The organism is Micromonospora sp. B006, assembly GCF_003408515.1.
GTDB classification, from domain to species: domain Bacteria; phylum Actinomycetota; class Actinomycetes; order Mycobacteriales; family Micromonosporaceae; genus Micromonospora; species Micromonospora echinospora_A.
In genome coordinates this window covers 4,827,496-4,840,608 of record NZ_CP030865.1, presented here as the reverse complement: position 1 = coordinate 4,840,608, position 13,113 = coordinate 4,827,496, and the positions used below count along the sequence as shown (strand labels likewise).

The window sequence follows — 13,113 nt, the reverse complement described above, 5'->3', positions numbered from 1 at the left end:
TTCTCAGCCGTAAGTATCTTAGCACTAAGCTAATCAGGCCCGAGCGAAAACGGGAAGTGGGACGTGCGGCACAATCAGCAGCCGTGACAGGCGACGAGGTGGACGCGATCGTCGAGCAGTGGCAACGGGAGCGGCCCGGCATGCGGCCCGAGCCGATGGCCGTGTTCGGCCGCATCTACCGGCTGGCGCGGCTGGTCGGCGACCGGCAGGAAAAGGTGTACGCGGCCTGGGGCATCGGCCGGGGCGAGTTCGACGTGCTCGCTGCGCTACGCCGCTCCGGCCCGCCGTACACGCTGGCGCCGAAGGCGCTCGCCGCCTCGCTGATGCTCACCTCCGGCGGCATGACCGGGCGGCTCGACCGCCTCGAACGGGCCAGTCTGGTACGACGCTCGCCGGACCCGGCCGACCGGCGGGCGCTGCGGGTCACACTCACCGACACCGGTCGCCGGGTGGTCGAGGAGTCCGCCGAGGCCGGGCTCGCGGTGCAGCGGCGGATCCTCGACGCGCTGCCCCCGGCCGACCAGGACCGGCTGGCCGACCTGCTGCGTACGCTGCTCGCCGCGGCCGACCCCGCTGATCCGGCACAATGATCGTCACTGTCATCGGCCGGAAGGACGCCCGTGCCCGCCACTGAACCGACGATCGTCGCCACCAGCATGGGTTTCGCCAGCCGTCGCCGCGGCCCGTGGGACGCCCGGCCCAGCGCCCTGTTCGACCTGGTGGCCGAGCTGGCCGGGGCCGGGGACGCGCCCCGCGTCTGTTACCTCGGCCAGGCCACCGGGGACCAGCCGACCGGGTTCACCGTCTTCTACGGCGCCTTCGCCGGCACCCGGTTCCGCGCCTCCCACCTGGCGCTCTACCCGATGCCGAACGTCGAGGACATCCGCGCCCACCTGCTCGCGCAGGACGTCATCTGGGTCGGCGGCGGCAGCGTGGCCAACCTCTGCGCGGTCTGGCGGGTGCACGGCCTGCCGGAGATCCTGCACGAGTGCTGGCAGGCAGGCGTGGTGCTCGGCGGCGTCTCCGCCGGGTCGATCTGCTGGCACACCGGCGGCGCCACCGACAGCTACGGGCCGACGCTGCGGCCCTTCACGGAAGGACTGGGCTGGCTCCCGTACGGCAACGGCGTGCACTACGACAGCGAGGAGCAGCGGCGACCGCTGATGCACCGGCTGGTCGCCGACGGCACGCTGCCGGCCAGCCACTGCACCGACGACGGCGTCGGGCTGATCTACCGGGGCACCCGGCTGGCCGAGGCGGTGGCCGACCGGCCCGGCGTGGCCGCGTACGAGCTGCTTCGCGCCGAGGACGGCACCGTCCGGGAGACCCGGATCGAGCCACGCCTGCTGTCCGCCGCGCCGCAGTGACCGGCTTCGCGTACCTGCCTGCCCAGCGGTGGCGGCGAGGCGCGTAAGCTGGTTCGTCGTGAGTCTCACCATCGGCATCGTCGGCCTGCCCAACGTGGGCAAGAGCACCCTGTTCAACGCGCTGACCAAGAACGACGTGCTCGCCGCGAACTACCCGTTCGCCACCATCGAGCCGAACGTCGGCGTGGTCGGGCTGCCCGACGAGCGGCTGGCCAAGCTGGCCGAGATCTTCTCCTCGCAGAAGGTGCTGCCGGCGCCCGTCTCCTTCGTCGACATCGCCGGCCTGGTCCGCGGCGCGTCCAAGGGGCAGGGGCGGGGCAACGCGTTCCTCGCCAACATCCGCGACGCCTCGGCGATCTGCCAGGTGGTGCGCGCCTTCTCCGACCCGAACGTGGTGCACGTCGACGGCAAGGTCTCGCCGGCCGACGACATCGAGACGATCAACACCGAGCTGATCCTGGCCGACATCCAGACGCTGGAGAAGGCGCTGCCCCGGCTGGAGAAGGAGGCCAAGCTCCGCAAGGACCGGGCCGCCGCCGTCGAGGCAGCCAAGAAGGCGGTCGAGGTCCTCGACAACGGCGTGACCCTGTACGCGGGCGCCGCCGCCGCGAAGGTCGAGCTGGAACACCTGCGTGAGCTGCACCTGCTCACCACCAAGCCGTTCATCTACGTCTTCAACGTCGACGAGGCCGAGCTGGGCAACGCCGAGTTCCTCGACGAGCTGCGCGGCCTGGTCGCGCCCGCCGAGGCGGTCTTCATGGACGCCAAGATCGAGTCCGAGCTGGTGGACCTGCCCGAGGACGAGGCCCGCGAGCTGCTGGAGTCGATCGGGCAGTCCGAGCCGGGCCTGGACCAGCTCGTCCGGGTGGGCTTCCGGACGCTCGGGCTCCAGACGTACCTGACGGCCGGGCCCAAGGAGGCGCGGGCCTGGACCGTCCCGGTCGGCGCGACCGCGCCGGAGGCCGCCGGGGTGATCCACAGCGACTTCCAGCGCGGCTTCATCAAGGCCGAGGTGGTCTCCTACGCCGACCTGGTCGAGGCCGGATCGATGGCGGCGGCCAAGGCCGCCGGCAAGGTCCGGATCGAGGGCAAGGAGTACGTCATGCAGGACGGCGACGTGGTGGAGTTCCGCTTCAACGTCTGAAATCGGGCGCATCCCCGCGCCTCAGGCTTAATGTGGCCGGCCGCCCGGTCGCTTCGCTCACCCCCGTTGTGACGACGCGATCGGGCGGCTCACAGTGGTGGGCTACAGCCGGAACATGTGCCTGCGGAGGCTTCGGCGAGTTGGACGTCGTTCGCCCCTCCCGTTAGTGATCGCCCGTCGGCGGCCGGCGATTCCCAGCATGAGCAGCGCCGGGCCGAGCAGGCTCACGAGGATCGCGTAGGCAGCCAGGGTGCCGAACTCCACGCTTGGGGAGCCCCGATACGGGCTCACGGTTCCAGCGAGCTTGTGCAGCGCGAGTTGCCCGACCGGTGCGAGCAGCACGAGTAGGGCCCAGATGCCGCGGTTGTCGCGGTGGAGGGCGAGCCCGAGGGCCAGCAGCAGAGCGACAGCCATCAGGAGCCCGGCGGCGGTCGGTAGGAACCGGGCGGTACTGGCGGCGTAGTACCCGTCAAGCGCATGGTGTGCGGCCAGGTATGCGGTTGTCCCGCCGGCGCCTACCGCCGCGAGTGGTGTTCCAATCCGGATGCTGGGGGACAGCCGCTCCGGTAGCAGGAGCGCCAGCGCGCCGAGAGTGGCCTGCGGCAGCAGGATGAACAGTGGTGGCCTGGGCAGGCCGGTCATCGCGCCCGCCGGCACAGTCGCGATCGTGAGCACAAGAGCGACGCCTACTGCGGCCCGGGTTGCCCGTCCCGGTGAGAGAGCCACGGCGATTGCGGCGACGAGCCAGGCGGTCCACGCGATGAACCCCGGTGAGGCGAGCGGGCCGACATGCGGGATGTTCCACTCAGGCGGGGCAGGGCGCAGTTCGGCCACCCACCAGATGGCCGCAAGCGTGGTGGCGACCAGTAGTGCCACGACCGAGGCGAGACGCACCCCGGGAATCAGGTCGAGGAGGCCGGCGGCGCGCAGCCGCTGACGAAGGCCCCCGCGCATCAGATCCGCGACATCTCCGGGTGAGGGCCAGCGCTGGCCGGGCTTGGCCAGGTCAAGATACGTCCCGACGATCTCCGCGCCACGCGAGCGGCGATAGTCCGAGGGGTACGCGCTCAGCAGGCGCAGGTAGCGGCGTTCCAGGGTCGTCACGCGAGTCCTCCAGCGGTACGCGGGCGGAAGGTGCGGGCTCGTGCGCGGAGCCGGATCGTGGCCACCTCGACGTTGCGTCGCAGCCGTTCCGTCTCCTCGGTCAACATGGCGTCACCGGCGGGTGAGAGGCGGTAGTAGCGGCGCGCTCGACCGTTGACGATCTCTTCCCTGTCGACCTCGACCAGGCCGGCGTCGACCAGCCGGTCGAGCGCGCCGTAAAGCGTGCCCGGGCGAAGGGTGACTCTGCCGTCGGAGAGAGCGGCGACGTCGCCGATCAACCCGTAGCCGTGCATCGGCTCCTTGGCCAGCGCGGTCAGGATCAAGAAGGTGGGTTCGCGCAGCGGTGTGTCCATGAGCAGCAATATATCGAACGCGAGCATATATCGGGGGGCGATATAAAGGTTCGCCTGAAGCACAAGGGGAAGGGCGTCGCCGGCAAGGTGTGGCAGGGGCCGTGCCGCCGATCAGCAGATGGCTGGTCGGGGAGTGATGACGACGATCAGACCGACTCCCAAGCTGGCCGTGCGAAGATCAGCGGCGATGAACGCCGACGCCTGGAGCTTGATCGACGGCAGAGCCGAGCGGGCGAGGCGCTCGTGGTCGGCGACCAGGGCGGCACTGCCTGTTGGTGAACAAGTCCGGGTACGAGTGCTCGCGGCGATGCCGTTCGGCGTATTCGTCGAGATAGAGGGCCAGCCGGATGCGCTCGGTCTGCTGGAGACAACCGCGATATCCCGCGGCGGCGAGCTGCCCGCTCTCGGCGTCTGCTTCGAGGCGGTCGTGGCCGACCATACCGTTCACAATTGGCAGGTGAGGCTACGGTCGGCCGACGTCGAAGGCGGCGCCGAGCGACCAGCCGGGTGACGCCCTCAAGTCGGCCGTTGCCGCAGGTCAAGCGTGCCGACGATTAGGGCCGTTGATCCACAGCTTGATCTGGGCACCTCGGCGCAGAGCGTCGAGCAGCTCCTCGCGCACTGGTCCCGCCGCAGTCGCCAGGACCCGGTCGTGCAGGCGTTCCTGTGCACAAGGCCGGGACCCGTGCGGTCACTGCGCGAGGCTACCGACGAGAGCTCGACGCAGCGAACGTCTTCACGTCCTGGAGCAAGAGGTCGAGGAAGGTGGCCAGGTCCGGGGCGGCCACGTCGAAGCGCGGATCCTCCGAGGTGTAGATGCCGTCGAGGACGAGGTCGGGAGGGAGCCGGTAGACGGGCGACCCGTCCGGCATCGCCAGCGCGTACTGCGTGCCGCCGCCGTCGCTGGCGAACACGACGACATCGGCGTCGTGGCGGCCACGTACGCGCCAGAGGTCCCGTGCCTCGTGGACGTGGACCACGTGGGAGGCGCTGTGCAGGAAGAACCCGTTGTCGATGTCGGCCAGGTCGACGGCGTCCACCACCGCGTACAGGTCGGCAAGGACAGCGGGGACGGCGGGACGGGCGGCGGCGATCAGCGCGGCAGAGGTCGTCGTGGGCTCACTGACGGCGTTCTCACCTGGCGGGTATCCGTAGCGGTCCTCGAAGTCGAGCACCGCGGAAGCGACAGCATTCCGCAGATCCTCCCGCCAGGTCACCAGGTCTCGTTGCATCACGGCAGGACACTGCCACCGTGAACCAGATCTGACCAGGAGCGCTGGGAGCGGGACGACCATCCGACCTGTCAGACGCCCGTACGCCGGATTTCCGGTCTTTGATCTCTGGGCCGGCACTGCGACGATGCAGGCCGTCGGAGGCGGCCGTGTGCGGACGTCTCGTGTCTCACCGACCGAGGAGCCGATGTGCGTCTGCCCCGTGAGCCCCACCCGGTTGACCGGCCGGGCCTGCACATCTCCATGATCGTCTGTGGCGGCCTCGGGACCCTTGCGGCGAGCGGATGGAACGGCGACGCAGGGCGGTTCCAGCCGATCGCGGCGGTGCTCGCCGTGGTGGTGTTCGCGTGCTTCCTGATCATGTTCGCGGTGTTCTGGGTCGGCTGGCTGATGCGCGGCCACGAGTTGTGGCGCGAGGCGCGACGTGAGCGCTGACCAGGACCGTTACCGGCATGACCGCCGGTGGCTCGAACACGCGGTGCACGAGCTTCCGGCCGGGGTGCTGTGGGGCACCGACGGCGCTACACCCGCACAGTGCGCCGAGATGCTGGACGGTCTGGACGAGTTCGCTCGCACCTGTGCCCGCCTCGGACTCGACGACCACACCGGGTTCATCGAGGAGTGCCGGTGGCATTTCGACCACTACCCGCACTACCTGAGCCGCCGCCGTCATATCGCGGACTACGCGACGTACGTCCGCGACCGCCGCGGACCGATCCGGGTCTCGTCGCCGCCGACGCCGGACTGGCTGCGACGTCGCTGACCACCGACACCCGGGCCGCCGGTAGCCTGCTTCAGCCTTGGTCCCAGCCCGGCGAGGGATCGACCGAGCCGCAGGCTCCCCCTGCGCGCGCTCGTGCCGAGAAACGTGTCCGTCGTGGTCAGGCGCGACGCTCGGCAAGGACCCTGCGGAACAGGGCGGGGTAGCTGGCATGAGCCAGCGGTAGCGCTCCGAGCGCGTCTTCGGTGAACCAGCCGATGGCTTCGTGTTCCTCCGGCGCGAGGTTGGCCGGATACCCCGTCCACGCTTCGACCAGCCAGATCCGCATGGAGAACGTGTCGGCGTGAACCTCGTGCACGGGCGGACCCGACGGCACCGTCACGTCGATGCCCACTTCCTCTCGGAGCTCACGAGCAAGTGCGACACGGGGCGGTTCCCCGGGCTCGACGTGCCCGCCGGGCAGGTCCCAGACGTCGGGCAGCACACGACGCAGGGGAGAGCGGTGGCACAGGAGTATCCGGTTGCCGTCGCACAGCAACCCGGTGACGATGCGCGCCTTGGGAGAGCCGTCCGACGAGGCCTCCGATGCGGGGCCGGTCCACGTGGACACCGGACGCTACTCCTGCGCGTTCAGGTCGCGCACTGCGAAGCGGAGGTGTTCCCACTCCTCGTCGAAAATGACGTGGAGGCAGTGCAGGACCGGCTTCTCGTGTTCGGGTGACCAGGCTGACGGCCGAGGCTCGGCGAGCAGCTCCGGAGTGACGCCCGTGAGGAAGTCCCGCACCATGGCTTGCCGCTCGGCCCGCAGATCGAGCACCTGGGCGAGACTCGGACGCGCCGCGGGGAAGATCGACATGTCGAGTCCGTCCGTCTCGTACTCGGCGTGTGGCTGCCCGAGCGGATGGAAGGGCTGCGGCAGGCGCAGGATCGCCTTGCCGAGCCAGGCGTCGGTGGCGAACGCGAGGTGGCGCAGGGTCTGTGCGAACGACCACTCGCCGTCGATCGAGATGTCGGCGGCACCCTCGGGCATGGACACGACCCGGTCGACCGCGGCCGCCCAGGCTCGTTCGAGCGCCGCCCACGCCGCGCGCAGGCCGTCGGGATCCTCGGCATGCCTCAGCTCGCGCCCGGGGAACCGCCGGTTGAGTTCGGCCTCGACGAGCGGCGCGACGTCGACACCGTTGACCAGCAGCGCGCCGTCGGTGAGCCACGGCGCGTCGATGTCGAGCCCGCGCACGTCGACGCCGCGCATCACCGCGCCGGCCAGCGTCGACCTGGTGAAGCGCGCGCCTTGCAGGTCCCTGTCCACGAACGTCGTGAGGTCACTCTGGTCCACGGCGCACCCCTCCCGTCGGCGATCGCGGCAATGCTAGCGAGCGGGTCCGACAACAGCTGTCGATGCGACCGAACCGGGGAGCTGCGGGTGGCGGCCGACGACCCGCATCGCGCGGATCGTCGGCCGACCATCCGTGCCCGCCGTCAGGCGTTGGCCCGGCGGATGGCCGCCATCCCCCCGAGGGCGGCCACCGCGGCGATCAGGGCGGGCCACCCCACCAGCAGGCTGACCTGGTGCTGGCTGCTCAGCCACTGCCAGATGTCACCGAACCATCCCTGCCAGGTGATCAACGCGACGAGCAGGCCGATCACCAGGATCAGGGCCGCGCCGGCCCCGAACAGGCCGTTCATGCCGAACCGGACGTACCAGACGGCGACGAAGACGGAGACGAAGTTCAGGAACAGGAACGGCACCGCGTAGACGGCGATCTGCAGCAGCCCGTTGTCGACGTCGACGTACGGGATCCGGAAGAACCGCAGCTGGATCCCGAAGCCGCCGGTGGCGCCCTCGATCAGGTTGAGCAGGTAGAGCAGGACGCCGTAGACGACCGCCTGCACCACGTTGACGAGCACCGTGGCGAGGTAGAAGGTGCGCCGGGTGACGCTCATGCCGAGCGCGAACGGGAACGCCTGGCTGATCGAGGCGGCGGCGACGATCGAGCAGACGATGTAGATACTGGCCAGACCGCCCGTGGTGTTCTTGCCCGGCGAGGCCTCGTCGATCGAGGCGAAGATCAGCAGGTTGACGCCGAGCGAGATGGCCATGATGGCCCATGGCCAGGCCAACTGGCTGACCCAGGCGATGGTGTGCATCCGGGCGACGTCGAGGATACGAGTCATCGCGCGTTCGTCCTTTCCGTCGTCAGGCGCACCACGGCCTGTTGGAGCGACACCGGCGCCAGGTCGATGCCGAGCTTCTCGGCGCGCGTCCGTTCGGCGTCGTCGAACGACCCGCGCAGCGACGCGCGGACTGCGCCGCCGAGTTGCTCACGATGCAGCGCCTGGTGCGCGGCGGCGAACTCGTCCACCGCAGCGGCCGGGCCGGACGCCTCCACCACCTCGCCGCGCAGCTCGTCGCTGGGCGCGTCGAGCAGCAGCTTGCCGCGGTCGAGCAGCAGCACGTGCTCGATCAGGTCGGCCACCTCGTCGATGAGGTGCGTGGAGAGCACGACGGTGCGCGGGTTCTCGGCGTAGTCGGCGAGCAGCCGGTCGTAGAAGAGCTGCCGGGCGACCGCGTCGAGACCGAGGTACGGCTCGTCGAAGAAGGTCAGCGGCGCGCGTGCGGCCAGGCCGATCGTCACGCCCAGCGCGGACAGCATGCCGCGGGACAGTTTGCGTACCTTGCGCTTGCGCGGCAGGTCGAAGTCGTCCACCAGGGACTGCGCGAAGTCCTCGTCCCAGTTGGGGAACAGCCGCTTGGCCAGGCTCAGCACGTGCCGGACCTGGTACGCGGTCGGGTACGTCTGACTCTCCTTGATGAAGACCACCCGCGACAGCACCCGCTCGTTCTCGTACGGCCGCTCACCGAAGAGCATGAGGTCGCCGCTGGTGCCGCTGTTCTGGCCGGTGATCAGCTGCATCAGCGTCGTCTTGCCGGCGCCGTTGCGGCCGAGAAGCCCATAGATCTTGTCGCCCGTCAACGTGAAGGTGACGTCATCGAGAGCGGTCACCTCGCCGAACCGCTTCGTGAGTCCGGCTGCCGCCACGACGCTCATCGCTGTTCCTCCCCTGTGTCGATGAGCTTCTTCAGCTCCTCGGTGCCGATGCCCAACTTGCGTGCCTCCTCGATGAGGGGCCGCACGTACTGGTCGGAGAACTCGCGCCGGCGGCGTTCCCGGAGTGTTTCGACGGCGCCCGTTGCCACGAACATTCCGATCCCCCTGCGCTTGTAGAGAAGCCCGTCATCGACCAGGCGGTTGATCCCCTTGGCGGCGGTCGCTGGGTTGATCCGGTGGAACGCCGCAAGCTCGTTCGTCGACGGCACCTGGGTCTCCTCCGCGTACGTCCCGTCGATGATCGAGTTTTCGATCATCTCCGCGATCTGGACGAAGATCGGCCGGCCGTCATCCATCCTGGTTCTTTGGTTCATTACTCATGTAACTAACCATGGCGCTCGCGGGCCGGGGCGTCAAGTCTTCTTCGGGTACGCGCGGCCGATCATGGCTCGCACGCCCTGGTACGCCGGCACCTGGTCGGCGGCTGACCGGCCGTCCCGGTGATCAGCGACGGCAGCCGGCTCAGGTGACGCGCGGGCTGCGGCGTTCGAGCAGAGTCACGTCGCGCCAGAGGCCGTGGTGGCGGCCGACCCGTTCCCGGGTGCCGACCACGCGGAAGCCGCACGTCGCGTGCAGCGCGAGGCTCGCGGTGTTCTCCGGGAACACGCCGGACTGGATGGTCCAGATCCCGGCCGCCTCGGTCGAGGCGATCAACGCCTCCAGCAGCGCCCGGCCGACCCCGCGCCCGCGCCCCCGCGGGTGCACGTAGACGGAGTGCTCGACCACACCGGCGTAGACGCAGCGCTCGGACACAGCGGAGCAGGCCACCCAGCCGAGCACGTCGCCGTTCTCGTCGAGCGCCACCCAGCGGTGGCCGGGCAGGCGGGTGGCGGTGAACCGCCCCCAGTCCGGCGGTTCGGTCTCGAACGTGGCGTTCCCCTCGGCGATGCCCAGGCGGTAGATCTCCAGCACGGCATCGGCGTGCGAGTCGTCCATCGCGACGACGGTGACAGTCATCGGTTCCCCCTGTCCGGACCCGGCGGTCGTCAGCGTAGTCGCGCGCCGAGGGGCCGGGACGGACACCCGGCCCCTCGACGTGAGCGCTACCGCCGCCGGTAGACGGAGATGTGCGAGCGGCTGTCCGCGTCGAACGGCGACCGGTCCCAGTCGGCGTACCGCTCGGTGAGGCGCAGCCCGGCCCGCTCCGCCAGTTCGTCGATCTGCTCCGGCCAGGCGTAGCGCATCGCGAACGGCTTCAGGTGCACGCCGGAGGCGTCGAACGTGACGGTCTGCCGCACGAACGTCTGCGCCGCCCGGTCGTACCGGTGCAGGCGGATGGTGGCCGAGTCCTCGGTCACCTCCCGCACCTGGACCTGCTCGTCCCGGTCGAAGTCCGCCGGGTCGGGCACGAAGGTCTCGATGACGAACGCGCCGCCGGGCGCGAGCACCCGGGCGACGTTGCGGAAGCAGGCCGCCTGGCGTTCCTCGGACACCAGGTTGAACAGCGTGTTGAACACCAGGAAGACCAGACGGTACGGCCCGGTGACCGGGACGTCCGCCATGTCGCCGATGGTCACCGGCAGGTCCGCGCCGCCCGGCTTGGCGCGCAGGTGCGCGACCATCTCCGGGGACGCCTCGACGCCCTCCACGGTCAGACCGCGGGCGGCCAGCGGCAGGGCCACCCGGCCGGTGCCGACTGCCAGTTCGAGCACCGGGCCGCCGTCGGCCAGCGGCGCGAGGAAGTCGACGGCCGGGGCCGGGTCGGGATTGCCGGGGCCGTCGTAGGTGTCGGCCCAGAGCCGGCCGAACAGGCCGGGATCGTCGAAGACGGACATCACACGCCCTCCCGTCGGGCGGAAGGGGCAGGACGCGGCGCGAGGTCAGCGACCTCCGCCGGAATGGGGTACGGAAACACGAAGCCTCGTTTCGGCAAGGGTGACGACGGGTCGGCTGGGCTTCGCAGCGTGTGGCATGGCGGTGCTCCCTCCGGTCGGCTTCGAGGGGTCCAGCAGACCAGCAGCCGTCCGGGGGGACAACCGGATTACGCCCGTAGCGCGTCGTCCACACCGGTCTCCCGGCGGCCGAGGTGCACCGGATCACGCCCGCTGAGCACGTCCACGGCGGCCTTGACGCAGGCGGCGTACTCCCGGGTGGAGCTGATCCGCCACTGGTCGGCGTACCGGCGGGCGGTGTCGTCGCCGACGCCGACGGCCTCGATGCCGGCGTCCCGGCACAGCGCCACCGCGCGCGGCAGGTGGAACGACTGGGTGACCACTGTGGCCCGCCGGACTCCGAAGACGCGGTGCGCGCGGACGCACGAGTCGTACGTGTCGAAGCCGGCGTGGTCCAGCACCGTCTTCTCCGCCGGGACGCCCCGCTCGACGAGCCAGCGCCGCATCGCGTCCGGTTCGTCGTAGTCCCAGTCCATGTGGTCGCCCGAGAGCAGGAGCACCTTGACCTTGCCGGCGGCGTACAACTGGCGGGCGATCTCCAGCCGGCCGGCCAGGAACGGCGCCGGGCTGCCGTCCGGCTCCACCTTGGTGCCCAGCACCAGTGCCACCGGCGTCTCGGGCACGTCCGCGGCGTCGAACAGGCGACCCTCGGCGGCGCCGCGGACCCAGGTCACGCTGGCGATCGTGGCGGCGCCCAGCAGGACCACGGCGGCCGTGGCGAGCACTAGGAGACGACGGACCAGGCGTACGGCCTGCCGATGCTCGCCCCGCCAGGCCCGCCATCGCGCCGTCAGCCCTCGCATGGCGGCGATTGTGCCAGCGCGGGTCAGGAGATGTGGTGCAGGATCACGTTGTGCACGTGGTGGCTCTTCTCCGCGCCCCGGAACTCCACCTCGTAGGTGTGCGTGCCGACGTGCACAGCGATCGACCCGGTGGAGAAGAACGAGCCGCCCCAGGACTTGTTGCTCACCACGCTCACGCTGGTGATCTTCGAGTACGGGATGCTGGTGATCGCGTACCGCTTGCCGACGAAGGAGCGGTCCTGGATGATCACCCGCCGGTCGGTCAGGCCGATGAAGCCGGTGCCGGTGCCCACCGCGTCGTAGACGGCGATGATCTGCTCACCGGGCAGCAGCCCGCTCTGGATCTGCTGGAACTGTTCCTTGCGGTCGTACGTGGGGCCAGACATGTACCCGAGGGTAGGCGGGGCGCGCCAGCGCTCAGGTCTCGGTGACCGCGCGGACCGCGTCCTCGATGCGTGCCGCGAGCAGCACCTCACCCTCGGTGAGCGGCTCGCCGTCGCCGTGGCCCAGCCGGATCTGGGTACGATCGGCCCGGCGGCTGATCTCCGGGCGCAGCCGCAGCGCGTCGGCCACCACCGCGACCCGCTCGGTGAGCGCGGCGTGCTGGGTGTCGTCGAGGACGATCGTGCGGCGGATCTGTTCGCCCTCGCGCGTCCATCCGGACAGCAGGGCCAGTGCGTCGCTGAGGTAGTCGTGCTTCGCACGGCCGCTGAACAGCACGCGCATCACCGCACCTCCCAGGCGTCGTTGCCGGCTTGTGGCCAAATCGTCGCCATCCCGTGTCCCAGTCGACGCCCTCTAGTCTCTCGCCACTCAGATGGTGTGTCCACGCCCACACTTCCGTGTTCTGCTGACCTGACGGTCGACGCAGCTACCCAAACCGCCGATTGATCTGGCACGCTGGTGGCCCGTGCGGACCGAACGGATTAGCGGGAACGGGCAGGCCGACCGGCGGGAGCCGAGGGTGGTCGTCGGAGCCGCGATCATCGAGGGCGGCCGGGTGCTGGCGTGCGAGCGCTCCGCGCCCCCCGAGGTGGCGGGCCGGTGGGAGTTCCCCGGCGGAAAGGTCGAGCCGGGTGAGGCCGAGACCGACGCGCTGGCCCGCGAGTGCGCCGAGGAGTTGGGCGTACGGGTGGCTGTCGGCGCCCGCGTCGGCCGCGACGTACGGATGGCTCATGGCCGGTCCGTGCTGCGCGTCTACGCCGCCCGGCTGCTCCACGGCGACCAGCCGAAGGCCCTGGAGCACGCGGACCTGCGCTGGCTCTCCGCCGCCGAGCTGGACAGCGTCGACTGGCTGCCGGCCGACGTGCCGATCGTGGCCGCGCTGCGCCCGCTGCTCGCCACCGGCTGAGGCGCGGGCGTCGAGCCGGACAACCGGGCTGAAACG

At 70.4% G+C, this 13,113-nt stretch carries 20 protein-coding genes; 7 read left to right on the top strand and 13 right to left on the bottom strand.

Annotation, left to right across the window (positions count from 1 at the left end; genetic code table 11):
* Window positions 1-83 precede the first annotated feature (83 nt).
* From MicB006_RS21705 to ychF, 3 genes are read left to right on the top strand one after another with little or no spacing between them, the layout of a single operon-like run.
* Window positions 84-590 (top strand): MarR family winged helix-turn-helix transcriptional regulator, encoded by a 507-nt coding sequence (locus tag MicB006_RS21705; protein WP_116508544.1) that lies wholly within the window; start codon window positions 84-86, stop codon window positions 588-590.
* A 30-nt stretch (window positions 591-620) separates the two neighbouring features.
* Window positions 621-1,367: a peptidase E gene (locus MicB006_RS21700; RefSeq protein WP_116508542.1), complete on the top strand. Its 747-nt coding sequence runs from the start codon at window positions 621-623 to the stop codon at window positions 1,365-1,367.
* A 58-nt stretch (window positions 1,368-1,425) separates the two neighbouring features.
* Window positions 1,426-2,511: a redox-regulated ATPase YchF gene (ychF, locus tag MicB006_RS21695; protein ID WP_116508541.1), complete on the top strand. Its 1,086-nt coding sequence runs from the start codon at window positions 1,426-1,428 to the stop codon at window positions 2,509-2,511.
* Window positions 2,512-2,613: 102 nt separating this feature from the next.
* Here ychF and MicB006_RS21690 read toward each other — a convergent pair whose 3' ends face one another.
* On the bottom strand, window positions 2,614-3,615 hold the full coding sequence (locus MicB006_RS21690) for a hypothetical protein (RefSeq protein ID WP_116508539.1): 1,002 nt from the start codon (window positions 3,613-3,615) through the stop codon (window positions 2,614-2,616).
* A complete protein-coding gene (locus MicB006_RS21685) occupies window positions 3,612-3,968 on the bottom strand; it encodes a PadR family transcriptional regulator (RefSeq protein ID WP_116508537.1) in 357 nt (118 codons plus the stop codon). Before MicB006_RS21685 ends, MicB006_RS21690 begins: the two co-directional genes overlap by 4 nt.
* Before the next feature lie 187 nt (window positions 3,969-4,155).
* Here MicB006_RS21685 and MicB006_RS32425 point away from each other — a divergent pair, with 187 nt between their 5' ends.
* On the top strand, window positions 4,156-4,479 hold the full coding sequence (locus MicB006_RS32425; protein ID WP_225980446.1) for a hypothetical protein: 324 nt from the start codon (window positions 4,156-4,158) through the stop codon (window positions 4,477-4,479).
* Between the two features lie 193 nt (window positions 4,480-4,672).
* Here MicB006_RS32425 and MicB006_RS21675 read toward each other — a convergent pair whose 3' ends face one another.
* Window positions 4,673-5,203: a hypothetical protein gene (locus tag MicB006_RS21675; RefSeq protein WP_152037862.1), complete on the bottom strand. Its 531-nt coding sequence runs from the start codon at window positions 5,201-5,203 to the stop codon at window positions 4,673-4,675.
* Window positions 5,204-5,389: 186 nt separating this feature from the next.
* Here MicB006_RS21675 and MicB006_RS21670 point away from each other — a divergent pair, with 186 nt between their 5' ends.
* Window positions 5,390-5,635, top strand: coding sequence for a hypothetical protein (locus MicB006_RS21670; RefSeq protein WP_116508533.1), 246 nt, complete (start codon window positions 5,390-5,392; stop codon window positions 5,633-5,635).
* Window positions 5,625-5,963 (top strand): hypothetical protein, encoded by a 339-nt coding sequence (locus MicB006_RS21665; RefSeq protein ID WP_116508531.1) that lies wholly within the window; start codon window positions 5,625-5,627, stop codon window positions 5,961-5,963. The genes MicB006_RS21670 and MicB006_RS21665 overlap by 11 nt, the downstream gene beginning before the upstream one ends.
* Before the next feature lie 118 nt (window positions 5,964-6,081).
* On the opposite strand, the gene MicB006_RS21660 is transcribed toward MicB006_RS21665, so the two are convergent.
* The 10 genes from MicB006_RS21660 to MicB006_RS21615 all read right to left on the bottom strand — a co-directional run bounded on the left by MicB006_RS21660 (window position 6,082) and on the right by MicB006_RS21615 (window position 12,452).
* Complete coding sequence (locus MicB006_RS21660) at window positions 6,082-6,531, bottom strand: NUDIX domain-containing protein (protein WP_116508529.1); 450 nt, start codon at window positions 6,529-6,531, stop codon at window positions 6,082-6,084.
* Window positions 6,532-6,537: 6 nt separating this feature from the next.
* Window positions 6,538-7,257, bottom strand: coding sequence for a DinB family protein (locus MicB006_RS21655; protein ID WP_225980445.1), 720 nt, complete (start codon window positions 7,255-7,257; stop codon window positions 6,538-6,540).
* A 143-nt stretch (window positions 7,258-7,400) separates the two neighbouring features.
* Entirely contained in the window at window positions 7,401-8,096 is a 696-nt protein-coding gene (locus tag MicB006_RS21650; RefSeq protein WP_116508527.1) for an ABC transporter permease, read from the bottom strand.
* Complete coding sequence (locus MicB006_RS21645; RefSeq protein WP_116508525.1) at window positions 8,093-8,971, bottom strand: ATP-binding cassette domain-containing protein; 879 nt, start codon at window positions 8,969-8,971, stop codon at window positions 8,093-8,095. Before MicB006_RS21645 ends, MicB006_RS21650 begins: the two co-directional genes overlap by 4 nt.
* Window positions 8,968-9,327 carry a GntR family transcriptional regulator gene (locus MicB006_RS21640; RefSeq protein WP_043328406.1) on the bottom strand — a complete coding sequence of 120 codons (360 nt, stop codon included), beginning with the start codon at window positions 9,325-9,327 and terminating at the stop codon, window positions 8,968-8,970. Before MicB006_RS21640 ends, MicB006_RS21645 begins: the two co-directional genes overlap by 4 nt.
* Window positions 9,328-9,493: 166 nt before the next feature.
* Window positions 9,494-9,988 (bottom strand): GNAT family N-acetyltransferase, encoded by a 495-nt coding sequence (locus MicB006_RS21635; RefSeq protein WP_116508523.1) that lies wholly within the window; start codon window positions 9,986-9,988, stop codon window positions 9,494-9,496.
* 86 nt (window positions 9,989-10,074) lie between these two features.
* A complete protein-coding gene (locus MicB006_RS21630) occupies window positions 10,075-10,806 on the bottom strand; it encodes a class I SAM-dependent methyltransferase (RefSeq protein WP_116508521.1) in 732 nt (243 codons plus the stop codon).
* Between the two features lie 206 nt (window positions 10,807-11,012).
* On the bottom strand, window positions 11,013-11,726 hold the full coding sequence (locus MicB006_RS21625; protein WP_116508519.1) for a vancomycin high temperature exclusion protein: 714 nt from the start codon (window positions 11,724-11,726) through the stop codon (window positions 11,013-11,015).
* 23 nt (window positions 11,727-11,749) lie between these two features.
* On the bottom strand, window positions 11,750-12,112 hold the full coding sequence (locus tag MicB006_RS21620; RefSeq protein WP_018784695.1) for a PH domain-containing protein: 363 nt from the start codon (window positions 12,110-12,112) through the stop codon (window positions 11,750-11,752).
* Between the two features lie 31 nt (window positions 12,113-12,143).
* Window positions 12,144-12,452, bottom strand: coding sequence for a 4a-hydroxytetrahydrobiopterin dehydratase (locus MicB006_RS21615; RefSeq protein WP_073828815.1), 309 nt, complete (start codon window positions 12,450-12,452; stop codon window positions 12,144-12,146).
* Window positions 12,453-12,690: 238 nt separating this feature from the next.
* On the opposite strand from MicB006_RS21615, the gene MicB006_RS21610 reads away from it, so the two are divergent.
* On the top strand, window positions 12,691-13,077 hold the full coding sequence (locus MicB006_RS21610) for a (deoxy)nucleoside triphosphate pyrophosphohydrolase (RefSeq protein ID WP_116508517.1): 387 nt from the start codon (window positions 12,691-12,693) through the stop codon (window positions 13,075-13,077).
* Window positions 13,078-13,113: the final 36 nt, after the last annotated feature.